This window comes from Nocardioides sp. NPDC023903, assembly GCF_040639295.1.
GTDB lineage: Bacteria > Actinomycetota > Actinomycetes > Propionibacteriales > Nocardioidaceae > Nocardioides.
In genome coordinates, this window is the sequence record NZ_JBEZZS010000003.1 from 92,313 (window position 1) to 112,263 (window position 19,951).

Annotated in this window: 29 protein-coding genes; 18 read left to right on the plus strand and 11 right to left on the minus strand. The window is 67.8% G+C overall.

Features of this window, described 5'->3' with window-relative positions:
* Nucleotides 1-124 precede the first annotated feature (124 nt).
* Complete coding sequence (locus AB0F44_RS05335; protein ID WP_357353382.1) at nucleotides 125-583, plus strand: ATP-binding protein; 459 nt, start codon at nucleotides 125-127, stop codon at nucleotides 581-583.
* A 25-nt stretch (nucleotides 584-608) separates the two neighbouring features.
* Here AB0F44_RS05335 and AB0F44_RS05340 read toward each other — a convergent pair whose 3' ends face one another.
* Both AB0F44_RS05340 and AB0F44_RS05345 read right to left on the minus strand, forming a co-directional pair.
* Nucleotides 609-2,933 (minus strand): arylsulfatase, encoded by a 2,325-nt coding sequence (locus AB0F44_RS05340; RefSeq protein ID WP_357353384.1) that lies wholly within the window; start codon nucleotides 2,931-2,933, stop codon nucleotides 609-611.
* Nucleotides 2,934-3,000: 67 nt separating this feature from the next.
* On the minus strand, nucleotides 3,001-3,348 hold the full coding sequence (locus tag AB0F44_RS05345) for a helix-turn-helix transcriptional regulator (RefSeq protein ID WP_357353386.1): 348 nt from the start codon (nucleotides 3,346-3,348) through the stop codon (nucleotides 3,001-3,003).
* A gap of 77 nt (nucleotides 3,349-3,425) precedes the next feature.
* Between AB0F44_RS05345 and AB0F44_RS05350 the strand changes: the two genes are divergently transcribed.
* Complete coding sequence (locus AB0F44_RS05350; protein WP_357353738.1) at nucleotides 3,426-4,166, plus strand: NADPH-dependent F420 reductase; 741 nt, start codon at nucleotides 3,426-3,428, stop codon at nucleotides 4,164-4,166.
* Between the two features lie 19 nt (nucleotides 4,167-4,185).
* Here the strand turns inward: AB0F44_RS05350 and AB0F44_RS05355 are convergent, their stop codons facing one another.
* Nucleotides 4,186-4,542, minus strand: a complete 357-nt coding sequence (locus tag AB0F44_RS05355; protein ID WP_357353388.1) for a MerR family transcriptional regulator — start codon at nucleotides 4,540-4,542, stop codon at nucleotides 4,186-4,188.
* Nucleotides 4,543-4,592: 50 nt separating this feature from the next.
* Between AB0F44_RS05355 and AB0F44_RS05360 the strand changes: the two genes are divergently transcribed.
* The gene (locus AB0F44_RS05360) at nucleotides 4,593-5,396 is read left to right on the plus strand and encodes an aminotransferase class IV family protein (protein WP_357353390.1); all 804 of its coding nucleotides are present in this window, start codon (nucleotides 4,593-4,595) and stop codon (nucleotides 5,394-5,396) included.
* Here AB0F44_RS05360 and AB0F44_RS05365 read toward each other — a convergent pair.
* On the minus strand, nucleotides 5,366-6,349 hold the full coding sequence (locus AB0F44_RS05365) for an SMP-30/gluconolactonase/LRE family protein (protein ID WP_357353392.1): 984 nt from the start codon (nucleotides 6,347-6,349) through the stop codon (nucleotides 5,366-5,368). The genes AB0F44_RS05360 and AB0F44_RS05365 overlap by 31 nt on opposite strands.
* 105 nt (nucleotides 6,350-6,454) lie before the next feature.
* Here AB0F44_RS05365 and AB0F44_RS05370 point away from each other — a divergent pair, with 105 nt between their 5' ends.
* Nucleotides 6,455-6,907 (plus strand): Lrp/AsnC family transcriptional regulator, encoded by a 453-nt coding sequence (locus AB0F44_RS05370; RefSeq protein WP_357353394.1) that lies wholly within the window; start codon nucleotides 6,455-6,457, stop codon nucleotides 6,905-6,907.
* Nucleotides 6,908-6,909: 2 nt separating this feature from the next.
* Here the strand turns inward: AB0F44_RS05370 and AB0F44_RS05375 are convergent, their stop codons facing one another.
* On the minus strand, nucleotides 6,910-7,263 hold the full coding sequence (locus tag AB0F44_RS05375; RefSeq protein WP_357353396.1) for a nuclear transport factor 2 family protein: 354 nt from the start codon (nucleotides 7,261-7,263) through the stop codon (nucleotides 6,910-6,912).
* A gap of 117 nt (nucleotides 7,264-7,380) precedes the next feature.
* Here AB0F44_RS05375 and AB0F44_RS05380 point away from each other — a divergent pair, with 117 nt between their 5' ends.
* A complete protein-coding gene (locus tag AB0F44_RS05380; RefSeq protein WP_357353398.1) occupies nucleotides 7,381-7,656 on the plus strand; it encodes a helix-turn-helix transcriptional regulator in 276 nt (91 codons plus the stop codon).
* Complete coding sequence (locus tag AB0F44_RS05385) at nucleotides 7,586-8,176, plus strand: XRE family transcriptional regulator (RefSeq protein ID WP_357353400.1); 591 nt, start codon at nucleotides 7,586-7,588, stop codon at nucleotides 8,174-8,176. Before AB0F44_RS05380 ends, AB0F44_RS05385 begins: the two co-directional genes overlap by 71 nt.
* Nucleotides 8,177-8,203: 27 nt before the next feature.
* Here AB0F44_RS05385 and AB0F44_RS05390 read toward each other — a convergent pair whose 3' ends face one another.
* A complete protein-coding gene (locus AB0F44_RS05390; RefSeq protein WP_357353402.1) occupies nucleotides 8,204-9,109 on the minus strand; it encodes an SDR family NAD(P)-dependent oxidoreductase in 906 nt (301 codons plus the stop codon).
* Between the two features lie 97 nt (nucleotides 9,110-9,206).
* Between AB0F44_RS05390 and AB0F44_RS05395 the strand changes: the two genes are divergently transcribed.
* Nucleotides 9,207-9,869 (plus strand): TetR family transcriptional regulator, encoded by a 663-nt coding sequence (locus AB0F44_RS05395; protein WP_357353404.1) that lies wholly within the window; start codon nucleotides 9,207-9,209, stop codon nucleotides 9,867-9,869.
* A 1-nt stretch (nucleotide 9,870) separates the two neighbouring features.
* Here AB0F44_RS05395 and AB0F44_RS05400 read toward each other — a convergent pair whose 3' ends face one another.
* Nucleotides 9,871-10,323: an Lrp/AsnC family transcriptional regulator gene (locus AB0F44_RS05400; RefSeq protein ID WP_350662492.1), complete on the minus strand. Its 453-nt coding sequence runs from the start codon at nucleotides 10,321-10,323 to the stop codon at nucleotides 9,871-9,873.
* A gap of 64 nt (nucleotides 10,324-10,387) precedes the next feature.
* Here AB0F44_RS05400 and AB0F44_RS05405 point away from each other — a divergent pair, with 64 nt between their 5' ends.
* The 5 genes from AB0F44_RS05405 to AB0F44_RS05425 are packed head-to-tail and all read left to right on the plus strand — an operon-like array spanning nucleotide 10,388 to nucleotide 12,814.
* Complete coding sequence (locus AB0F44_RS05405; RefSeq protein ID WP_357353406.1) at nucleotides 10,388-11,113, plus strand: AzlC family ABC transporter permease; 726 nt, start codon at nucleotides 10,388-10,390, stop codon at nucleotides 11,111-11,113.
* The gene (locus AB0F44_RS05410; RefSeq protein ID WP_357353408.1) at nucleotides 11,106-11,435 is read left to right on the plus strand and encodes an AzlD domain-containing protein; all 330 of its coding nucleotides are present in this window, start codon (nucleotides 11,106-11,108) and stop codon (nucleotides 11,433-11,435) included. The genes AB0F44_RS05405 and AB0F44_RS05410 overlap by 8 nt, the downstream gene beginning before the upstream one ends.
* Nucleotides 11,436-11,465: 30 nt before the next feature.
* The gene (locus AB0F44_RS05415; protein WP_350662499.1) at nucleotides 11,466-11,864 is read left to right on the plus strand and encodes a low affinity iron permease family protein; all 399 of its coding nucleotides are present in this window, start codon (nucleotides 11,466-11,468) and stop codon (nucleotides 11,862-11,864) included.
* A 35-nt stretch (nucleotides 11,865-11,899) separates the two neighbouring features.
* Nucleotides 11,900-12,229, plus strand: a complete 330-nt coding sequence (locus AB0F44_RS05420) for a nuclear transport factor 2 family protein (protein WP_357353410.1) — start codon at nucleotides 11,900-11,902, stop codon at nucleotides 12,227-12,229.
* Nucleotides 12,230-12,235: 6 nt separating this feature from the next.
* On the plus strand, nucleotides 12,236-12,814 hold the full coding sequence (locus tag AB0F44_RS05425) for a DUF1349 domain-containing protein (RefSeq protein ID WP_357353412.1): 579 nt from the start codon (nucleotides 12,236-12,238) through the stop codon (nucleotides 12,812-12,814).
* Between the two features lie 5 nt (nucleotides 12,815-12,819).
* Here the strand turns inward: AB0F44_RS05425 and arr are convergent, their stop codons facing one another.
* On the minus strand, nucleotides 12,820-13,230 hold the full coding sequence (gene arr, locus AB0F44_RS05430) for an NAD(+)--rifampin ADP-ribosyltransferase (RefSeq protein ID WP_357353414.1): 411 nt from the start codon (nucleotides 13,228-13,230) through the stop codon (nucleotides 12,820-12,822).
* Between the two features lie 437 nt (nucleotides 13,231-13,667).
* On the opposite strand from arr, the gene AB0F44_RS05435 reads away from it, so the two are divergent.
* Genes AB0F44_RS05435 through AB0F44_RS05445 form a run of 3 tightly spaced genes read left to right on the plus strand, consistent with a single transcriptional unit; the run spans nucleotide 13,668 to nucleotide 15,799 of the window.
* Entirely contained in the window at nucleotides 13,668-14,909 is a 1,242-nt protein-coding gene (locus AB0F44_RS05435; protein ID WP_357353416.1) for a DUF222 domain-containing protein, read from the plus strand.
* 30 nt (nucleotides 14,910-14,939) lie between these two features.
* Nucleotides 14,940-15,416, plus strand: a complete 477-nt coding sequence (locus AB0F44_RS05440; protein ID WP_357353418.1) for a GNAT family N-acetyltransferase — start codon at nucleotides 14,940-14,942, stop codon at nucleotides 15,414-15,416.
* On the plus strand, nucleotides 15,416-15,799 hold the full coding sequence (locus tag AB0F44_RS05445) for an AAA family ATPase (protein ID WP_357353420.1): 384 nt from the start codon (nucleotides 15,416-15,418) through the stop codon (nucleotides 15,797-15,799). The genes AB0F44_RS05440 and AB0F44_RS05445 overlap by 1 nt, the downstream gene beginning before the upstream one ends.
* Before the next feature lie 122 nt (nucleotides 15,800-15,921).
* Here AB0F44_RS05445 and AB0F44_RS05450 read toward each other — a convergent pair whose 3' ends face one another.
* Nucleotides 15,922-16,695 carry a DeoR/GlpR family DNA-binding transcription regulator gene (locus AB0F44_RS05450; protein WP_357353422.1) on the minus strand — a complete coding sequence of 258 codons (774 nt, stop codon included), beginning with the start codon at nucleotides 16,693-16,695 and terminating at the stop codon, nucleotides 15,922-15,924.
* Nucleotides 16,696-16,736: 41 nt separating this feature from the next.
* Here AB0F44_RS05450 and AB0F44_RS05455 point away from each other — a divergent pair, with 41 nt between their 5' ends.
* Both AB0F44_RS05455 and AB0F44_RS05460 read left to right on the plus strand, forming a co-directional pair.
* Nucleotides 16,737-17,120 carry a DUF4406 domain-containing protein gene (locus tag AB0F44_RS05455; protein ID WP_357353424.1) on the plus strand — a complete coding sequence of 128 codons (384 nt, stop codon included), beginning with the start codon at nucleotides 16,737-16,739 and terminating at the stop codon, nucleotides 17,118-17,120.
* Nucleotides 17,117-17,803 carry an NUDIX domain-containing protein gene (locus AB0F44_RS05460; RefSeq protein WP_357353426.1) on the plus strand — a complete coding sequence of 229 codons (687 nt, stop codon included), beginning with the start codon at nucleotides 17,117-17,119 and terminating at the stop codon, nucleotides 17,801-17,803. The genes AB0F44_RS05455 and AB0F44_RS05460 overlap by 4 nt, the downstream gene beginning before the upstream one ends.
* Here the strand turns inward: AB0F44_RS05460 and AB0F44_RS05465 are convergent.
* A complete protein-coding gene (locus AB0F44_RS05465; protein WP_350662524.1) occupies nucleotides 17,778-18,416 on the minus strand; it encodes a dihydrofolate reductase family protein in 639 nt (212 codons plus the stop codon). The two genes, AB0F44_RS05460 and AB0F44_RS05465, sit on opposite strands and share 26 nt — an antisense overlap.
* Before the next feature lie 65 nt (nucleotides 18,417-18,481).
* Complete coding sequence (locus AB0F44_RS05470) at nucleotides 18,482-19,042, minus strand: TetR/AcrR family transcriptional regulator (RefSeq protein ID WP_357353429.1); 561 nt, start codon at nucleotides 19,040-19,042, stop codon at nucleotides 18,482-18,484.
* An 85-nt stretch (nucleotides 19,043-19,127) separates the two neighbouring features.
* Between AB0F44_RS05470 and AB0F44_RS05475 the strand changes: the two genes are divergently transcribed.
* Nucleotides 19,128-19,892 carry a glucose 1-dehydrogenase gene (locus AB0F44_RS05475; RefSeq protein ID WP_357353430.1) on the plus strand — a complete coding sequence of 255 codons (765 nt, stop codon included), beginning with the start codon at nucleotides 19,128-19,130 and terminating at the stop codon, nucleotides 19,890-19,892.
* The last annotated feature ends 59 nt before the right edge of the window (nucleotides 19,893-19,951 follow it).

A 19,951-nucleotide genomic window follows, 5' to 3' on the forward strand; every position in this document is an offset into this window, starting at 1 on the left:
TCGAGCGTACGTGCACCCTGTCCAGACCGCGATGTCGTCGAGCTCCGGTTCAATGTCTGGCGTCACCACATGCCGCGTTGTAGAACAGCACGGTGATCATGGCTGCTCTTGGCGAGGTGAGGACATGGTGAGAGTCGTCTTCATGTGCGGGCCGGCGGGCTCAGGCAAGTCGACCATCGCGCGCCGCCTCGAGGCCGAGGGCATGGTCAGGCTCTCGTTCGACCAAGAGGCTTGGGAGCGCGGCATCCGGCGGATGCCGTTGTCCGACGACGCCAGCCGCGAGATCGAGTCCGATCTCCGGGAGCGGCTCGTGGGTCTGGTCCGTGAGGGGCGCGACGTCGTTTTGGACTTCTCGTTCTGGTCGCGCGCGATGCGCGAGGAGTGGCGTGGCCTGCTGGAACCCTTCGGAGTGATCCCGGAGACGATCTACCTCCCGACGGATCGGGCGACGTGCCTCGATCGGGTGATGGCGCGAGCCCGCGCGCACGGCGACGACTACGTCTTGGATCCAGAGACGGTGCTGATCTACTTCGACCACTTCGAACCGCCCTCCGCCGATGAAGGGCCATTGACGGTGGAATAGCAAACCACTCCGCTCCTGATCCTCCTCAGTCTCGAGACATCGCGGCGTGGAAGTCGCGCTCCAGATCGAGGTAGACGTCGTCGCCGATGTTGATCTCGACCACCCGGACCTTGGCCCTGGTGAGGGCGAACGGTGACGAGTACTCCCGCGACACCGGGTCGGCGCCGTCCTTGCCGATGGTGAGCCCCTCGCCGCACAGCGCGAAGTGACCGGGCTGCGTCTTCCATGCGCCCTTGGTGACGGCCTGATCGTCGACGTAGAGCGTCGCCGTTCCGATCGCCTCGTGGTGCTCGCCGTGGCTCTCCTTGGAGAACTCCATCCCGAGCACATGCGCTCCGGGCTTCAGCTCGTCCGGTGAAACCAGCTGCTGCTCAGGCGGGATGCCGAGGAAGTTGGAGGCGTACCAGAGCTTCCGGTCCTTGATGAAGAGCGTGTGGCCGCCGAACCGGGCGCCGTTCGCGATGATCACGCCCTCGGCATCGGCCTCGAGCTCCACCTGGGCCAGGATCTTGAAGGAGCGGCCGCGAATCTCCGCTGCGGCGAACTCCGGGACCGGCGAGGTGTTGGGGTAGTAGCGATAGACGCCGCCCTCTGGGATGTCGGCGACCGGCATTTCCTTGACCAGGTCGGCGATGGACCGGTTGTCGAGCGGCAGTACGTCGTACTTGCCGGCCTCGACGTACCAGAGGTTGACCAGCTCCTTGACCTTCTCGGGATGCTCCGCGGCGAGGTCGTGCGCCTCTGCACGGTCGGTCTCGGAGTGATAGAGCTCCCAGGTGTCGTTGACCAGGTCGGCCGCGGTGCCGCCAGCGTTCGGTGCGCGCCGGGCGACGACGTGCCAGCCGTCGTGCCACAGCGCTCGGGTCCCGAACATCTCGTAGTACTGGATGACCTTCTGTGTCGGTCCGTCCGTGTCGAAGCTGTACTTCATCGAGACGCCCGGCAGTGGCGACTGAGCGTAGCCGAGCACCTCCTCCGGCATCTCCACCCCGATGCACTCCAAGAGCGTGGGCACGATGTCGACGGCGTGGTGGTACTGGTTGCGCACCTCGCCGCGTGCGGCGATGGCCTTCGGCCACGAGATGACCAGCGGATCGGCGACGCCGCCCTGGTAGGTGTAGCGCTTGAACATCTTGAACGGCGTGGAGAACGCCGTTGCCCAGCCGGTCGGATAGTGGTTGTAGGTGTCCGGGGAGCCGAGCTGGTCGAGCATCGAGAGGTTCTGCTCGAGGTCCTCGGGATAGGCGTTGAAGAGCTTGTTCTCGTTGACGGTGCCGTCGGGGCTGCCCTCGCCCGAGGCGCCGTTGTCGGCGCAGTACATGACGATCGTGTTGTCGAGCTGCCCGGTCTCCTCGAGGTAGTCGATGATCCGGCCGACCTGCGCATCGGTGTATTCGGAGAAGCCGGCGTAGACCTCGGCGAACCGCGCGAAGAGCCGCTTCTCTTCGTCGTTGAGCGTCTCCCAGGGCCGCACGTGGTCCATCGGCTGCGCCATCTCGCCCGGCAGCGGGTTGATGTCCGTGAGCTCCGTGTCCTCCGGAAGGATGCCGCGCTCGACCATCCGTGGCAGCACCCACTCGCGGTAGGCCTCGTAGCCATCGTCGAACCGACCGGCGTACTTCGCGATGTACTCCTCGGGCGCGTGGTGCGGGGCGTGGTTGGCGCCGGGGCAGAACCAGAGGTACCACGGCTTCTTCGGTGCGGAGGTCTTGCTGTCGGCGATGAACGAGATCGCCTTGTCGGCAAGGTCCTTGGAGAGGTGGTAGCCGTCCTCGGGGAGGTAGGGCTGGTCGACGTAGTGGTTGTCCTCGGTCAAGGTCGGGTACCAGTTGTTGGTCTCGCCGCCGAGGAAGCCGTAGAAGCGGTCGAACCCGCGCGCCAGCGGCCAGTTTCGCTTGCTCGCCCCGACCGCCCACTCGTCGAGCGGGACGTTGTGGTTCTTGCCGACCCAGAAGGTGTTGTAGCCGTTCTCGCGCAGCACCTCGCCGATGGTGGCGTTCTCCATCGGGATGTGGCCGGTGTGCCCCGGGAATCCTTGGGCACCTTCGGCGATCTGGGCGAAGCCGTTCTCGTGGTGGTTGCGTCCGGTCAGCAGACAGGAGCGGGTCGGCGAGCAGAGCGCCGTGGTGTGCCACTGCGTGTAGGTCAGCCCGTTGTCGGCGAGCCGCTGCATGGTCGGCATGTTGATGCGGCCGCCGTACGGTGACCACGCAGCCATGCCGGTGTCGTCGTAGAGAACCAGCAGTACGTTGGGAGCACCCTCCGGCGCCGGTGGCTCGCGGAAGGGCGTCCAGTCCGGGACCGAGTCCCGTACGTCGAGATTGACGATTCCCTTGAACTGCTTGGCCATGTCGCCTCCACCCGTCGTTGTCTGTCCCAGACATTGATCTCGCGGTGGGCCTGACACATCCCCCGGTTCAGGTGAGTGCGCTGCTGCCGATCACCGGCGATGCCTCGCGCAGGACGAGCTCGAGCAGGCCGGGGAAGCGCGCCTCGAGGTCTTCGCGCCGCAGGCGGTTCATGCGGCGTACGCCCACATCATGCTGGTGGATGATCCCCGCCTCGCGCAGGGTCCGGAAGTGCCGTGTCCCTGCGGCCTTGCTGACGGGCAGCGGGAACTCTGTGCAAGGCGTGGGGTCCGCCGAGGCGGCGAGCTGGACCACGATGCCTCGTCGGATGGGGTCTACCAGTGCCGACATGACCTGGAACAGGTCGAGCTCGTCCCGCTCGGGGTGCGTGAGGGGAGTCGAGGTGCGGCTGGCCATGTTCTCAGTATCTCGCAGCCCTATGTTTAAATGAAGGTGAACATAGCGGCGGGACGTCTCCGCACGCACAGTCCACCATCTTCTTCGGATCGAGGATCAGATTGTCCAGGCTCGGAATCATCGGCAGCGGCAACATCGGGGCGGCCATCGCCCGGCTGGCCGTGGCCGGCGGCGTACCCGTCGTCATCGCCAACTCGCGGGGACCGGAGAGCCTGGCTGAACTGGTGGAGGAGCTGGGCCCGCTGGCCGTGGCGGGTACGACCGAGGAGGCGGCGGTCGCGGGCGACGTCGTGGTGCTCTCGGTGCCGCTGCCGGCCCACACGAGCATCCCGCCGGCGCTGCTCGCCGGCAAGGTGGTGCTGGACACCGGCAACTACTACCCGTACCGGGACGGCCGCATCCGCGAGCTGGACGACGAGCAGCTCACCACCAGCGAGCTCGTGCAGCGGCACTTCGCGGGCGCACGGCTGGTCAAGGCGTTCAACAGCATCCTGGCTCACCACATCCCACTGCTCGCCCGGCCTTCAGGCGCCGCCGACCGCACGGCCCTGCCGATCGCCGGAGATGACCAGCGGGCGAAGTCCGTCGCGGCCGCCATGATCGACCGCTTGGGCTACGACGTACACGATGCGGGATCCCTCGCGGAGAGCTGGCGCTTCGAGCCCGAGGCCGCCGGTTACACCCGCGTCTACCTCGCCGACCAGTCGACCCCCGTCGAGAACATGCAGACCGCGCCCGCCGCTCCGGTCGACGCCGCCCGACTCGCCGCCGCGCTCGAGCGCGCTGAGCGCGTACGGGTCGCCGACCGCATCTTCTGACGCCTCGAGTCGCCGGCGGTCATCCCTTCTGGGAGGAGTCGATCAGGCCCTGGAGGGCATCTCGGGTGGTGGTCAGCTCCGCGATGCGTCCGTCGTAGGCGTGGAGGTGCTCAACGAGCAGGGGGACGGCGCACGGCTCTATCCGGTCGGTGTCGTGGATGCAGTCGAGGAGCTCACGGATGGCTCCGACAGGCAGGCCCGCCCCGATCAGGCGACGGATGGAACGAACCTGCTCGATGGCCGAGGGGTCGAACAGGCGTTGGCCGGTCGAGGACCGTTGTGCCTCGATGACGCCCTGGTTCTCGTAGTGCCGCAACATCCTCGGCGTCGTGGACGTGAGTGCGGCGAGATCCCCGATCCGTAGCTGTCGACTCACGGTGTCGAGACTTGCCTCTGCCACTGGTGTCAGCTCCTACGGTCGCATCCATGACCACTTCGATCACTCAGTTCAATGGTAGGTCGGCCAATACGGCGGACCTCGCGCCGCTGGCCTTCGCCGGCTACGCCCACTTCACCGCGATGCAGGTCCGGGGTAGCCGAGTTCGCGGCCTGGACCTGCATCTGGCCCGTCTCCGAGAAGCCAGTGACGAGCTCTTCGGACGGCACCTGCCTGACGATGTGCTGGTGGAGCGTCTGCGCGGTGCTCTGGCGGTGAGTCCGCCCGACGTGTCCTTGACATGCACTGTCACCTCACGGCCCGGGGAGTTCGCCCCGGCGGGGGATTCCGTCGATCTCGATATCCTGGTCAAGGTCACCGAACCCGCCACGCCGCCGACGGGTCCGCTCTCCCTTGATGTCGTCGAGCACGAGAGGCACCTGCCGCACGTCAAGCATGTGGGCGAGGTGTCCAAGACCCTTCTGCTCCGGCGTGCCAAGGTGCGGGGCTTCGACGACGCCGCGTTCATCGATCGCTCGGGTCGGCTCAGCGAAGCGACGATCTGGAACCTCGCTTTCTGGGACGGGCAATCAGTGATCTGGCCCCGCGCAGAGATCCTCACCGGAATCACGATGCAGATCCTGGATCGCCGCCTGCGCATGCTCGGCATCGCGCAGCAGACTCGGGACGTACGCCGCGAAGAGCTCGGAGAGCATCTTTCTGCCGTGGTGATGAACTCGTGGACGCCCGGCATCCCGATCGCGCGACTCGGCGACTCAATCCTGGGGCAGGACGCCGAGTTCACGCGCCTTCTCCATTCGGCTTACCGCGACGAGCCGTTGGAATCCGTTTGAGCCGCCGCATCCAGCCAGGGCCGTCGGCCGGGGCCGGTCGGGTGGGTGCCGGTGACGCCCATGACGACGGAGTACAGGCTGGTCTCGGCGGTGATGAAGAGGCGGTTGCGCTTGGCGCCGCCCCAGGAGATGTTGGAGACGACTTCGGGGACGTTCAGGCGGCCGATGAGGGTGCCGTCGGGGTCGTAGCAGTGCACGCCGTCGTTCATCGCGGCGACCCACAGCCGGCCGCCGTCGTCGAAGCGGAGATTGTCGAAGCGGGCTTCGGCGCGGGCTTCGGCCTTGGCGAAGATTTCGCCGTCGGAGAGGGTGCTGTCCTCGCGTACGTCGAAGACCCAGATCTTGCCGGCGCGGGTGTCGGAGACGAAGAGCCGGCGCTCGTCGGGGGAGAAGACCAGCCCGTTCGGCGCGCCGAAGCAGTCCGCGACCAGACGGACCTCGCCGGTGGCGGGGTCGATCCGGTAGACGTTGTTGGAGCCGATCTCGCTCTCGGCGCGGTAACCCTCGTAGTCGCTGGTGATGCCGAAGTCGGGGTCTGAGAACCAGATCGAGCCATCGGACTTCACGGTCGCGTCGTTGGGGCTGTTCAGGCGCTTGCCCTGCCAGCGCTCGGCCAGCACGGTGATCGTGCCGTCGTGCTCGGTCCTGGTAACCCGGCGGTTGCCCTGCTCGCAGGTGATCAGCCGGCCCTCGTGGTCGAGGGTGTTGCCGTTGGTGTGCCCGGCGGCGCGGCGGAAGATGCCGACGTTCCCGGTCTCCTCGTCCCAGCGCAGCATCCGGTCGTTGGGGATGTCGCTCCAGACCACCTGGCGCCAGGCAGGGATGTAGACCGGCCCCTCGGTCCAGCGGCAGCCGGTGAACAGGACCTCCAGCGCCTCGTCGCCGTTCATGCATCGTCCGGTGCGGAACCGGTCGTCAAGCATCTCGTACAGCCCAGGGCGATCGCTGCTCATGGAGTCCCACTCCTCAGTGTCCAGTTCGCCGAACCTGAATCGGCATGATGTGAAGACTGCAAGATCAGGTACGGTCGGCGCAAGATATTTCTGAACGGAGTTCCTGTGGACCAGATCGATCGCGAGCTGCTGGCCGAGCTCCAGCGCGACGCCACCCAGTCCTACGCCGCCCTCGGCCAGTCCGTCGGCCTCTCCGCGGGCGCCGCTCACGAGCGCGTACGCAAGCTGCGTGAGGGTGGCGTCATCCGGCGCACCACCGCCGACGTGGATCCGGCTGCCGTGGGAGGCTCCGTCCTGGCGTACGTGATGGTCGACTCGACGTCGTGGATGGGGGACTCGGCGGAGGCGTTCGCCGCGCTCCCGGAGATCGTGGAGGCGCACATCATCGCGGGCAGCGCCTCCGTGCTCGTGAAGGTCAGGACCGCGACCACCGAGCAGCTGCAGGACGTGCTGCGCCGGATCTACGCCATCGAGGGCGTCAATGGAACGCAGGCGACGGTGGTCCTGGAGACCTTCTTCGAGCGGCCGCTCTCGCCGGTGGTCGCGGACCAGGCCTGATGTCAGGCCGGAACCTTGTCGAGGAAGCCGCGTACGTCACGGATCCGCTGGTCATCGTCGACCACGACCACGTCGAAGCCGATGACGACCGGCTCCTCGCCGGCCGGTCCCAGACCCCACTGGAACCGGGACTGCTGGTGGTGGGTGTCGACGGTCCCCACGGGCGTGAACACGAAGCCCGGGAACTGTGCGCGTACGGCCTGGATGGTCGCCCCGACGGCCTCACGACCCTGGACGTCCGCGAGCGGGTCCACGTAGACGCAGTCGTCGGACCAGTGCTTGGCCAGCAGCTCGGCGAGCACCGACTCGTCGGTGGCGTTCCAGGTGTCCAGGTAGCGCGTCACGATGTCGTTCATGGTGTCTTCCTTCTCTCGGATCGGGTTGCCAGAAGAAGGTTCGCCGCTGGTCGGTGCGCCGGTCGATAACCTCTGAGGTCATGGCCGTTGCGATGCCGGGTTGGCTAGCCTCGGGCCGTGATCTCAACCGCGACGTCACCATCTCCGTCAGCCTCGGTCGGCAGCGAGCTTCGCCGCTGGCGCGAGCTGCGATCCCTGAGCCAGCTCGCGCTCGCCACCCAGGCCGAAGTGAGCACCCGGCACGTGAGCTACGTCGAGAACGGACGCTCCCCGGCCGACTCCCGAGATGATCGTCCGGCTGGCAGAGGTGTTGCGCGTGCCCATGGCCGAGCAGAACCGGCTGCTGCTCGCCGGCGGGTTCGCCCCTCGCTATCCGCACCGGGCCACCGATGACGACGCGCTCGCGCCGGTGATGGCCGGGCTCCGCAGCCTGTTGGACGCCCATGCGCCGTACCCGGCCCTGCTCCTCGATGACCACTGGGGCATCGTCGATGCCAACGAGCCCGTCGACGGGCTGCTCGACGGCTGTGATCGCAGTCTGCTCGAGCCTCCGCTGAACGTGATCCGGCTCTGCCTGCACCCGCGCGGACTCGCGCCGCGCATCCGCAACCTTCCCGTCTGGCGAGCGCACCTGCTCCACCAGCTCGGCCGGCGCATCACGCACACCGGCGGCGATCCGGCCCTGGTCGCGCTCCGGGACGAGGTCACCGCGTACGCCTCCGGCGACGGGCCGTCCGTTCGGCCGCTGGCCGACCCGGTCGTCCCGCTGGAGATCGACGCGGGCGGCCACGTGCTGCGCTTCTTCAGCGTCGCCAGCCAGATCGAGAGCGCCTCGGACGTCACGCTCAACGGACTTCACCTGGAGACCTTCGTTCCGGCCGACGACCGAACGCGACAGACGCTCAGCCGGTGACCAGTCGTTCCCGCCGCATGGCGCGGTTCAGCTGTCGAGGGGCATGCGTACGCCGGTGAGCTCCTCGGAGACGGTCCACAGCCGCTGCTGAGTCTGCAGGTCGTAGGAGAGGGGGCTGGAGGTCACCAGCTTCGGGTGTCCGCGGACCTCGCCCCGGCCGCCTGGCCCGTAGTACTGGCCGCCGATGACGGCCGGGTCGGTGGCGGCGCGGAGGGTGGGCAGGGCGCCCATCGCGGCCGTCTGGGCGATCAGCGGCGCGAGCCAGGCCATGGGCACCCGAAGCGCGGCGGGGCTGTTGCGGGCGAGCTCGGTGTTGGATCCGCCGGGATGAGCGGCCACCGCGACCGTGGTGCCGTGCGGTGCCAGCCGGCGCTGGAGCTCGTAGGTGAACATCAGGTTGGCGAGCTTGGCCTGGCCGTACGCTGCGACGCGGCTGTAGGAGCGCTCCCACTGCAGGTCATCGAAGTGGATGTCGGCCCGGATGCGGTGGCCCAGGCTGCTGACGGTGACGACCCGGGAGCCAGGGACTGGGAGGAGGTGGTCCAGGAGCAGCCCGGTGAAGGCGAAGTGGCCGAGGTGGTTGGTGCCGAACTGCAGCTCGAAGCCATCCTTGGTGGTCTGCTTCGGCGTGTACATCACGCCGGCGTTGTTGATCAGGAGGTCGATCCGCGGATGGGCCGCGCGGAGATCGGCCGCCGCCGATCGGATCGAGTCGAGGGAGGTCAGGTCGAGGACCTGGACGGAGACGTCGCCGTCGATGCGCGCGGCCGCCTGCTTCCCCTTCTCGACGTCGCGGACGGCCAGGACCACGTGGGCTCCGTGGCCGGCGAGCATCCGCGCGGTCTCGAAGCCCAGCCCGGTGTTGGCGCCGGTCACGATCGCCACTCTGCCCTGCTGGTCGGGGATGTGCTGCTCGGTCCAGGTGTCGCTCATTGTCTCCTCCTAAGGAACCATCGGTCTGTTACAACGAATTTAAGAGACCGGTGGTCTAATGTCAAGGGACCGGCGGTCTTTAAGTTAGTCTGGGGCCGTGACATTCCAGCGGGCGCGAAGCGACGAGCAACGGGAGATCCGCCGCCGGGCGATCCTGGACACGGCGGCGGCGATGCTCGACGAGATGCCGGTGGCCGACGTGAGTCTGAACGAGCTCAGTCGGCGGGTGGGACTGGCCAAGTCGAACGTCCTGCGCTATTTCGAGTCGCGCGAGGCGGTGCTGCTCGAGCTGCTCGACGACTTCCTGGGAAGGTGGCTCGAGGAGCTGGCCGAGGAGCTGGCTGCGGGTATCGAGGCCGACGCGTCACCGGAGGTGCGGGCCGACCAGTTGGCCGATGTCCTCAGCCGGTCGCTGTCGGAGCGGATGGTGCTCTGTGACCTCTTCGGCGCGCAGGGTGGCGTCCTCGAGCACAATGTCTCGGTCGAGGTCGTCAAGCGTCACAAGCGCTCCACTCACGCGAACCTCGCGACCATGCTCGAGCTCGTACGCCGCCACTTACCCGAGCTCGGCGACGGGGCCCAGACGTTCTGCATGATGAGCCTGATCTCGGCGGGTGCCCTGGCGGCGTACGTTCCGCCGCCGCCCAGCGTCCTCGCCGCCTATGCGGACGAGCCGGAACTCGGCGTACTCCATCTAGATCTGCGCGACGCCCTGCGGACGTCGTTCACCGCGGCGCTCGTGGGCGTGCTGCCGCGCTGATCTACCCCTTGATCAGCCGCATGGTCTGGTGCGAGAGCAGCCTGTTCACCGCGGGCAGCCGGGAGATGGTCCCGACGATGAGGGCCTCGTACGCATCGGGGTCGGCGACCTGGACGCGCAGGTAGTAGTCGGGCTGGCCGAGCATGCGGCGCATCTCGGTGACCTCGGGGACGGCGACGGCGGCGGTCTCGAAGTCCTCGATGGTCTTGCCGTCGTTGACGGCGATGTCGATGGCAACGATGACCTCGAACCCGCGTCCGCCGCTCTTCGGATCGATGCTGGCGTGGTAGCCCTTGATCACGCCGTCGCGCTCGAGTCGCTGCACGCGGCGCAGGCATGGCGCCGGAGTGAGCCCGACCCGTCGGGCCAGCTCGGCGTTGCTCAGCCGGGCGTCGTCTTCGAGCTCGGCAATGATTGCTCGATCCAGGTCGTCAACCGCATGATCATTGCGCACAGAGGCACTTTAGCATCGCCATTGGGCAACCCAAGGGCGTCAGATCTTTCCTAGGCTTGCGGACATGCAAGTGATGGATTCGGAGGCAGTTCACCAGGCGCGCGACGAGGGGCGCAGCGAGGTCGCGGCGGGATGGCGCATCGCGCTTCCCGCCTGTGTCGCGGTCGTCCCGCTGGGGCTCGCGCTCGGCGTACTTGTGGTGCAGTCCGGGCTCGCCTGGTGGTGGGCGCCGGTGCTCGGCGCGGTCGTGTTCGCCGGCTCCATGGAGTTCCTGCTGGTCGGCCTCCTGGCCGCCGCTCCGCTGGCGCAGATCGCGGTCAGCACGCTGCTGGTGAACTTCCGGCACGTCTTCTACGCCATCTCGTTCCCGATGCACCGGGTGCGCGGCCGCGGATGGAAGGCCTACAGCACCTTCGCCCTGACCGACGAGGCGTACGCACTCACCGCGACGCCGGAGGCGGCCGGCTGGTCGCGGACACGGATCATCAGCATCCAGGCGTTCTTCCACGTGGCGTGGGTGCTCTGCGTGGCCGCCGGCGCCGGGCTGGGTTCGCTGATCCCGCCGCAGGTGGCTGGCCTCGACTTCGCCGTCACCGCGCTGTTCGTGGTGCTGGGGATGGAGGCGTACAAGGTCCGTCGGTCTCTGCCGATCTCGGTCCTTGCTCTGGGCTGCGCGATCGTCGCGGCGCTGATCTCGCGGGACAACATGCTGCTGATCGCGATGGGCATGTTCTGTGTCGCGCTTGTCTGCTCGTACGTCCTGGCCGCCCGTAGGAGCAGGCGTGACTGATCCCTGGTACGTCCTGTCCGCCGTCCTCGTCTCCGCGGCCGTCACCTGGACCCTTCGCGCGGCCCCGTTCGCGATGCTCGCTCCACTGCGGCACAGCGCGCTGCTGGCCTACATCGGCGACCGGATGCCCGTCGGGGTGATGGTCATCCTTGCCGCCTACACCCTCCGCGACACCGACCCTGTCGTGCTGACCTCTGTCGGTCCGGCCGCCCTCGCCCTCTCGATCACGATCGGCCTCCACCTGTGGCGAGGCAGCATGACGCTGAGCATCTTCGCCGGCACGGCAGCGTACGTCCTGGTCACCTCGGTCATCGCGGCCTGAGCGGCAGCGATCGGGGACTACGGTGTCCGCATGACCGTAGAGAACAGTGCCAGGAAGTCTCGTCAGAGAGGCGACGGACGGAACGGGTTCGAGCGCTTCGTGGAGGTGGTCACCTCTGTGGTCAGCCATGCTCCCTTCTTCTATGTGATCGTGGGCGTCCTGCTGTTGTGGGCGGTGAGCTTCCCGTTCTGGTCCTCGAGCACCAAGTGGGAGCTGGCCGTGCACACCGGCTCCTCGGTCCTCTCGCTGCTGTTGCTGGTGCTGCTCCAGAACGCCGGGCGGCGCTCGGAGGAGGCTTCCCACGAGAAGCTCAATGTGATCGCCTCTGCCCTCTCTGATCTGATGGAGTCGCGGGCCCGCGACGACGAGGACCTCACCGACTCGGTGCGCATCCTGCGCGAGGCCGTGGGGCTCGAGGAGCGACACTGAATCCTGGCCACACCACCCGATGAGAAGGAGTGCACATGACAGAGCAGACGATTCCTGAGCCGGTCGCGGCCTTCATCGAGGCCGTCAACCGGCACGACGAGTCCGCGTTCCTCGACGCCTTCACGGAGAGTGGAGCCGTCGACGACTGGGGTCGTGTCTTCACTGGCCGCGAGCAGATCAAGGGGTGGAGCGACAACGAGTTCATCGGCGCGCACGGCACCCTCGCCGTCGAGGAGGTTCAGGCCGCGGACGCCACCGTGACCGTGATCGGTGACTGGCGCTCCACTCACGCCAACGGCCGCTCGAAGTTCGTCTTCGACATCGACGGCGCCCGGCTCACCAAGATGACGATTCGCGAGGGCTGACACGCCTTGACCTCGATCCGCTGGGGGAGTGGGCGCTGGACCCATCCGCCCGTCGCCGCTGCCGAGCGCGGCTCCGATCTACTCGTCACCGCCGCCGAGGGGAGTGATGCGTGGCGTACGACCTCCTACGGGTTCGTCCACGACAGCGAGCACGCCCTGCTGACTCCCTTCGATCAGGACACCGCAGTCGAGGTCGAGTTCACGGCCGCCTTCTCGCAACAGTTCGACCAGGCCGGGATCTTCGTACGCGTCAGCGAGACGCACTGGGTCAAGGCAGGCGTCGAGTACGCCGACGGTCGTCCGCAGCTCGGTGCCGTCGTCACCGACGGCAGGTCCGACTGGTCACTGGCGCCGGTGCCCGACTGGCGCGACCGCAGAGTCCTCATGCGGGTCAGTCGATCCGGCGACGCGCTCACCATCCGGGCCGCGGTCGACGGTGGGTCTCTCCAGCTCGTCCGACTCATTCCCTTCGCACCGGACCTCGTCGCCGGGGCCGGGCCGTTCACCTGTGCCCCTACGCGGGCGGGGCTCACCATCGCCTTCCATGCCTGGCGCACCACTTCGGCAGACGCCGACCTCCACTGACCGGCCTAGTTGATGATCTCGGCCCGGTCGTCTGTCCGGATGGCGGCGAGACGGTCTCGCCACATCTGCAAGGCTTCGGGGGTCAGCCGGGTCCAGTCGTGGACCTCGGAGACGATCCGGAGCGGGGCCTTGCTGCGGTAGGAGCGGGTCGGGTTGCCGGGGAACTTCTTGTCCGTGACGTTGGGATCGTTCTCGTACGCCCCGGTCGGCTCGACTAGGTAGACCCGTGGCTCTCCGTCGCCGGGGGCGATCTCGGCGGCCAAGCCTGCGCCGTCGGGGAGCGCGGTGAAGTAGATGTGGTTCATCACGACATCCGGCTTGTAGTTGGAGCGGAACCCGGCGGTGAGTAGATCTCCTTCGCGAAGATCGGCCTTTGTGCCGTGGTAGAACGGCCCGTCGTCCAGCGGCTCACTCATGGCTGCAGGTTATTCGACGGATCGGGCATTTGTGTCTGGGTTCCAGCGTGGGTGGGGCCAATACCGGGATTGGGTTGGGAGATTTAGAACCAGGGTGCCTGGGTGGGTGCCATTTACCTGTCTTGCGGGCTTCCAGCAGCGGTCTGGCTTGGGTTTGGGATACCTGTCCCTGATTGGGTTCCCGAGAATTTTCGTGACTTGGTTTGCGTTGTGTGGTAGGCTCGGCGCAGGCGTAAACGTGAAGGCCGACCACCTCGAGAGAGGCGTGCCGCCACACTCGGAGATATCGGGTGTGGGGTAATCCAGGGGAACCAGGGGCGTGAACGCTGAGCTGCGAGGGTAAGTAATAGCCCGTACTCCGGGCCTCCGAGACCAGCGAACCAAAACACACCTGCATCAGCGGGTGTGAAGAGTTCGTACGTCGGGAGGTGACCGTGATGACCACGCTGCAACAGCCACAACACCCCGTCCTCGGGGCGGTGGTCGCGATCACCGCCTCCCTTGGTGCGGTTGCGGAGGCGAACCCGTCGTTCATGGCCACCGAGCAGAAGGCCGCCACGCTGCTCGAGATCGCCCGGGCCAAGGCCCAGCTGGCCGAGCTCGAACTGCGGGTGCTCGCCGCCGCTGATGATGTGGCCGCCGAGAGCGCGGCTCGGGATGTGGCGGCCTGGCTGCATCACCACACCCACCAGCGGCCCGAATCCCTGCGTGCCGACCTCCGGCTGGCTCAGGCCCTGGACCGGACCTACCACCACATCGCCGAAGCCATGCGCCGTGGGGACTGCAATCCCGCCCAAGCCACAGTGATCGTCGGCGCCCTCGACGACCTCCCCGCCGACCTCGACCCCGAGATCAAGACGAAGGCCGAAGAAGCCCTGGTCGCCTACGCGACCCAGTTCGACCCCACCCAACTGCGCCGCCTGGGCCGCCGGATCCTGGATCTGATCGCCCCCGAGATCGCCGAGGCCGAAGAAGCCCGACGACTCGCCGCCGAAGAAGCCCACGCCCGCAAGAAGACCCGCCTGGCCATGCGGCGCCTCGGGGACGGCACCACCCGCATCTCCGCGGTCATTCCGGACGCGGCCGCGGACCGGCTGACCACCAACCTCGAAGCGTTCGCCTCACCGCGCCGCGACGACGGCACCCGCACCGAGACCGGCGACTACCTGCCCTACGACCGACGCCTGGGACGTGCGTTCTGCCAACTCCTCGAAACCCTCGACCCGACCCGGCTCCCGATCCACGGCGGGGACGCCACGACCGTGATCGTCACCATCGATATCGACCAGCTCCGCAAGGAAGCCGGCATCGCCCAGATCCTCGGCGGCACCCCGATCACCGCGGCCGAGGCCCGCCGCCTGGCCTGCACCGCAGGCATCATCCCGGCCGTCCTCGGTGGCGATTCCGAGGTGCTGGACTTCGGTCGCAAGGAACGCTTCTTCACCGCCGCCCAACGCCGAGCCCTGCTCCTGCGCTCTGCGACCTGTGAGGCCGAGGGTTGCGACATCCCCGGCACCTGGGCCGAGGCCCACCACTGGATCGAATGGGCCCAAGGCGGGGCCACTGATCTCGACAACGCCGCCCTGCTTTGCTCCCATCACCACCACCGCGCCCACGACACCGCCTACCTCCACGAACGACTACCCAACGGCGACATCCGCTTCACCAGACGCAGATAGACCTCGGCCGTGCGACGTACGGTTGCCGCCATGAGCGCCATCCCGATCGGGCCGACACCGGAGGGCATCAGACCAGCGGAGCCGGGGGATGCCCCGCGGCTGAGGGAGATCGCGCTAGCGGCGTACGCGAGGTACGTGGAGCGGATCGGGCTCGAGCCGGGCCCGATGGGGGCGGACTACGAGGAGGCGATCGAGTCTGCCGAGGTATGGGTGGCGATGGCTGATGCCGTCGTTGCCGGATACGCGGTCACAAGGCACCCAGGGGACGACGGCGTGCTGTTGGAGAACCTCGCGGTGGCGCCGGACCATCAGGGGCGAGGGATCGGCCGGGCGCTGATCGCTCATGTCGAGGCTCGCGCGATGGCCAGCGGCGCGGCGTACGTCGAGCTCTTCACGCATGAGGCGATGACCGAGAATCGCCGACTCTACGCGCGGCTGGGGTATGAGGAGACCGGGTATCTGGTCGAGGATGGATACGGTCGTGTGCTCATGAAGAAGACACTCTGATGCGGGTATCGGTGGTCGGGTCGTCGGGTTCGGGCAAGTCGACGGTCGCCAGGAGACTGGCGGACATCCTTGGTGCGCCTTACGTCGAGCTCGACGCGCTTCATTGGCGACCGGGATGGGTCGAGGAGGAGCCGGACGTGTTCGTGGACCGGGTTCGCGAGGCGACCCGCGGCGATGCCTGGGTCATCGACGGGAACTATCAGAGCAAGGTCGGCACCCTGGTGTGGGGGCCGGCGGAGCTCGTCGTGTGGGTGAACCCGCCGCGGTGGCGGGTGATGGTGCAGGTCATCCTGCGTACGTTGCGGAGAGCCGCGAGGAGCTCTGGAACGGCAACCGCGAGGGCTGGGGCGGCCTTCGGATCTGGGATCCGAGCGACTCGGTGATCCGCTGGGCGTGGGACTCGTATGGTCCGCAGGTGAAGCGGTACGAATCCGCGATGGCCGATCCGCGTCACTCCCATCTGCGGTTCGTCCGACATCGTACGAGGCGGGACGTCGAACGGTTCCTAGAACACAGCACCGGCGTGCAGGATCTCGACGTCGAGTGCTGACAGCTGCTCGATGACCTCATCGGTCGGGGCGGCGTCGGTGATGACGCCGGTGATCTGACCCCAGGGAAGGACCCGGTAGGGGGAGGCGGTGCCGATCTTCTCCGAGGAGGCGAGGACGTACGTCTCGGCCGCACGCGCGGCCAGGGCACGCTTCATGGCGGCGTCCTCGGCGTCGCCGGTGGTGAGCCCGGCGTCCGGGTGAACGCCGGTGACGCCGATGAGGCAGAGGTCGGCGGAGACGTTCTGGGCTGCTTCGACGGCTGCCGCGCCACAGGCGACGGCGGAGTGCTTGAAGACCCGTCCACCGATGAGGAACAGGTCGGCGCTCGGGTGTTGCAGGAGGGCCGAGGCGACGGTCGGGCTGTTGGTGATGACGGTGCACTCCAGATCCCGGGGAAGCGCCTCCGCGACCGCGAGCGCCGTGGTGCCTCCATCAAGGATGAGCGTGCTTCCGGGGCGTACGAGGCCGGCGGCCGTGGCCGCTACCGCACGCTTTCCGCCGGGCTCGACGGTGTGACGGGTGGTGTAGTCGACCACCGCCGGGGAGACGGGGAGCGCACCACCGTAGACGCGCTGGCACAGACCTTCCGCGGCCAGATCACGCAGATCGCGACGGATGCTGTCCTCGGAGATGCCCAGTTCCGCGGCTGCGTCTTTTGCCACGATCTTGCCTGTTTCGTCCAGAAGACGAAGGAGATGAGCGCGGCGTTGCCCGACAAGCATGCACATTCCTTTCTGTTTCTGCACAGTATTGCATGTACGCTGCCGGCATGACGACAACCAAGCCGATGCTCATCCTCATTGCCGGCCCCTATCGCTCCGGCACCGATGGTGATCCGGAGGCCATGGCCGCCAACCTCGAGCGGCTCGAGTCGGCCGCCTGGCCGATCTTCGCCGCCGGCCACCTTCCGATGATCGGTGAGTGGGTCGCGCTGCCCGTGCTGAGCTCGGCTGGCGCCGGACCGAACGACCCGCTTGCCGAGGAGGTCCTCTACCCGACGGCGGAGCGGCTGCTCCAGCGTTGCGACGCGGTCCTTCGGCTCCCTGGAGACTCGACCGGAGCCGACCAGGACGTGGCCATCGCCGAGAGCCGTGGGCTTCCGGTCTACTACGACATCGCAGAGATCCCGGCGATCGAGGCCCAGCGCGCATGAGCCGGCGTCCAGGGATCGAGGTCCCCGATCATCGGGGTCGCACCGGTCTCGACCGCGCCGGACGGGAGCTGACCGGCAACCCCGACGTCGTGGTCCGAGACGTCGAGCTGACCTCGCAGGGGTGGCACGTGCTCAGGCGCACCACGTTCGACTACCGCCGACGCGACGGGCGCTGGGAGACGCAGCAGCGCGAGACGTACGACCGCGGGAACGGCGCCGTGCTTCTTCCCTACGACGTCGAGCGCGGCACGGTCTTGCTGACACGGCAGTTCAGATATCCGGTCTACGTCAACGACCATCCCGACGGGCTCCTCATCGAGGCGGCCGCGGGGCTGCTGGATGCCGATGACCCGGTCACCGCGATCCGCCGGGAGAGCGCCGAGGAGCTCGGCATCAGCCTCGCCGACGTCGACCACGTCTTCGACGCCTACATGAGCCCCGGGTCGGTGACCGAACGGCTGCACTTCTTCGCGGCGGCGTACTCGCCGGCCAGCCGCACGGGAGACGGGGGAGGGGTCGCCGAGGAGGGCGAGGACATCGAGGTGCTCGAGCTCGACTTCACCGAGGCGCTCGCGATGATCCGCGGCGGCCGGATCATGGACGGCAAGACCGTCATGCTCCTGCAGTGGGCCGCCCTCGACGGCCCCTTCGCCAGGGCTAGGAGTCGGCAGGCTTACGCGTGAAGGTCAGGTGGGTGACGCCGCTGGGCGTCGAGACGGCCTCGATGTCGTAGTCGTTCTCGGTGCCCTCCAGCCCGTCCCAGACGCGTACGCCGCGACCGAGGACGATCGGGACCTGGACCAGGTGCATCAGATCGACGAGCCCGGCGGCGACGAAGTCCCGCACCACCGTCGCGCCGCCACCAAGACGTACGTCCTGACCATCGGCAGCCTCGAGCGCGGCTGCCAGCGCCTCGGCCGGGGGCGCATCCAGGAAGTAGAAGGTGGTGCCGCCCTCCATCTCCACCGGCGGACGCGGCCGATGGGTGAGGACGAAGGTCGGCGAGTGGAACGGCGGGTTGGCTCCCCACCAGCCCTTCCAGTCAGGGTCGTCCTGCCACCCCGGCGGCCCGAACTTGTTGGCGCCCATGATCTCGGCGCCGATGCCCTGGCTGTGTCGCTGCGCGAAGGCGTCGTCCGCGCCCGCGCCGCCGGACGAGTCCCAGTAGCGGGTGGCGAACATCCATTCGTGAAGGCGCTCGCCGGCGTGTCCGAACGGCGCCTCGGCCGACTGCGGCTCCCCGGTCGCGAAGCCGTCGAGCGAGATCGAAAGATTGTGGACTCTGGTGAGTGGCATGGGTTCCTCCGTGAACCATGACGTCGAGGTCAGCTCGGCGTCTGATCGAGCGTACTGCTCGGGGATTAGCCGCGGAGGTGATCGAAGAGGATCTCAATGGACGCCTCGAGGTGTGCCAGGTCGCCCGTCGAACGCAGCACCAGCACCCCGCCCTGGATCCCGGCGATCATCGCGGCCGCGCAGCGCACCGGGTCGATGGCGGCGCGGATCAAGCCGGAGGCCTGCATGGTGCGGATCCCGCGCTCGACCTCGGCCTGCCAGCGTCCGATGAGGGCCGAGATGACCTCAGGTGCGCCGGGCGTCTCCGCTAGCTGGCTCATCAGCGATCCCAGCGGACACTGCTGTCCCTGGGCCCGGTAGCGGGCGAGGACGGTCTCGCGCCATCGCTCCCAATCCGCCCAGGTGTCGAGAGCCGAGAGGTAGGGCTGCTGGTCCTCGATCACCAGGTCGGCCTCATAGCGGGCGACCTCGAGGAACAGCTCCTCCTTCCCGCCGGGGAAGTAGTGGAAGATCTGGCTGTTGCTCGTTCGGGTGACGGCTCTGATGTCCTCGAGGGTGATCCCGCCGGGGTCCTGGGTGCGCAGGTGAGCGGCCGTGCCTTCGATGATCTCTGCGCGTCTTCTCATGCCCTTCGGCGTCAGCCCCATGCCGCTCCCGCTCTCGAAAAAACTGGACTTGTGAGTCCATTTTAGGCTCTCTACCGTCGCAGACATGACACACAGATTCTCTGGGAAGACGGCTCTCGTCACCGGCTCGACCAGCAACATCGGACGCTCGATCGCTCAGCGTCTCGCCGCCGAGGGCGCGCACGTGATCGTGTCCGGTCGCAACGAGCAGCGTGGTGCCGAGGTCGTCGAGGCGATCCGTACGAACGGCGGCCGCGCCGACTTCGTCGCCGCGGATCTCGACGGCAGCCCCGAGGCGAGCCGGGCCCTCGCCGAGCAGGCCCTCGCTGCGCTTGGCGGGCGGCTCGACATCCTCGTCAACAACGCCGGGATCTTCCCGGCGGCCACCACCCTCACGGCCGACGCCGACATGTTCGACCAGGTGTACGGCGTGAACGTGAAGGCGCCGTTCTTCCTGACGCAGGTGCTCGCGCCGCAGATGCAGGCCGCCGGGGGAGGCGTCATCATCAACCTCGGCAGCTGGGTCGCGCGGCTGAGCCTCCCCCTCGGTGCCCTGTACGCCTCGACGAAGGCGGCCATGGAGACCCTCACCCGCGCCTGGTCCGCGGAGTTCGCCGACAGCGGGATCAGGGTCAACGCGGTCTCGCCCGGTGTCATCCGAGACCCCGCTCTGGATGGACCTTGGGCTGCCGACGGACTCATGGCCGGCACTCCGGCGGGTGGCTCGGGCGGTCCGGACGCGATCGCCGCGGCCGTTGCGTACCTCGCCTCCGATGAGGCCGAGTTCGTCCACGGCGCGGTGCTGGACGTCGACGGCGGACGTACGGGCGTGGCGGTTGTCGCGGCCTGACCATCCGACCCGGTGTGGCGCCGTGATGGAATTCAGGGGTGCGGCGCCACCACGGAGCG

Coding starts and splice junctions, on each gene's coding strand:
- AB0F44_RS05335 (WP_357353382.1), top strand. CDS start 125: ATGGTGAGAGTCGTCTTCATGTGCGGGCCGGCGGGCTCAGGCAAGTCG.
- AB0F44_RS05340 (WP_357353384.1), bottom strand. CDS start 2,933: ATGGCCAAGCAGTTCAAGGGAATCGTCAATCTCGACGTACGGGACTCG.
- AB0F44_RS05345 (WP_357353386.1), bottom strand. CDS start 3,348: ATGGCCAGCCGCACCTCGACTCCCCTCACGCACCCCGAGCGGGACGAG.
- AB0F44_RS05360 (WP_357353390.1), top strand. CDS start 4,593: ATGACCACTTCGATCACTCAGTTCAATGGTAGGTCGGCCAATACGGCG.
- AB0F44_RS05365 (WP_357353392.1), bottom strand. CDS start 6,349: ATGAGCAGCGATCGCCCTGGGCTGTACGAGATGCTTGACGACCGGTTC.
- AB0F44_RS05375 (WP_357353396.1), bottom strand. CDS start 7,263: ATGAACGACATCGTGACGCGCTACCTGGACACCTGGAACGCCACCGAC.
- AB0F44_RS05385 (WP_357353400.1), top strand. CDS start 7,586: ATGGCCGAGCAGAACCGGCTGCTGCTCGCCGGCGGGTTCGCCCCTCGC.
- AB0F44_RS05390 (WP_357353402.1), bottom strand. CDS start 9,109: ATGAGCGACACCTGGACCGAGCAGCACATCCCCGACCAGCAGGGCAGA.
- AB0F44_RS05405 (WP_357353406.1), top strand. CDS start 10,388: ATGCAAGTGATGGATTCGGAGGCAGTTCACCAGGCGCGCGACGAGGGG.
- AB0F44_RS05415 (WP_350662499.1), top strand. CDS start 11,466: ATGACCGTAGAGAACAGTGCCAGGAAGTCTCGTCAGAGAGGCGACGGA.
- AB0F44_RS05420 (WP_357353410.1), top strand. CDS start 11,900: ATGACAGAGCAGACGATTCCTGAGCCGGTCGCGGCCTTCATCGAGGCC.
- arr (WP_357353414.1), bottom strand. CDS start 13,230: ATGAGTGAGCCGCTGGACGACGGGCCGTTCTACCACGGCACAAAGGCC.
- AB0F44_RS05435 (WP_357353416.1), top strand. CDS start 13,668: ATGACCACGCTGCAACAGCCACAACACCCCGTCCTCGGGGCGGTGGTC.
- AB0F44_RS05440 (WP_357353418.1), top strand. CDS start 14,940: ATGAGCGCCATCCCGATCGGGCCGACACCGGAGGGCATCAGACCAGCG.
- AB0F44_RS05445 (WP_357353420.1), top strand. CDS start 15,416: ATGCGGGTATCGGTGGTCGGGTCGTCGGGTTCGGGCAAGTCGACGGTC.
- AB0F44_RS05450 (WP_357353422.1), bottom strand. CDS start 16,695: ATGTGCATGCTTGTCGGGCAACGCCGCGCTCATCTCCTTCGTCTTCTG.
- AB0F44_RS05455 (WP_357353424.1), top strand. CDS start 16,737: ATGACGACAACCAAGCCGATGCTCATCCTCATTGCCGGCCCCTATCGC.
- AB0F44_RS05460 (WP_357353426.1), top strand. CDS start 17,117: ATGAGCCGGCGTCCAGGGATCGAGGTCCCCGATCATCGGGGTCGCACC.
- AB0F44_RS05465 (WP_350662524.1), bottom strand. CDS start 18,416: ATGCCACTCACCAGAGTCCACAATCTTTCGATCTCGCTCGACGGCTTC.
- AB0F44_RS05470 (WP_357353429.1), bottom strand. CDS start 19,042: ATGAGAAGACGCGCAGAGATCATCGAAGGCACGGCCGCTCACCTGCGC.
- AB0F44_RS05475 (WP_357353430.1), top strand. CDS start 19,128: ATGACACACAGATTCTCTGGGAAGACGGCTCTCGTCACCGGCTCGACC.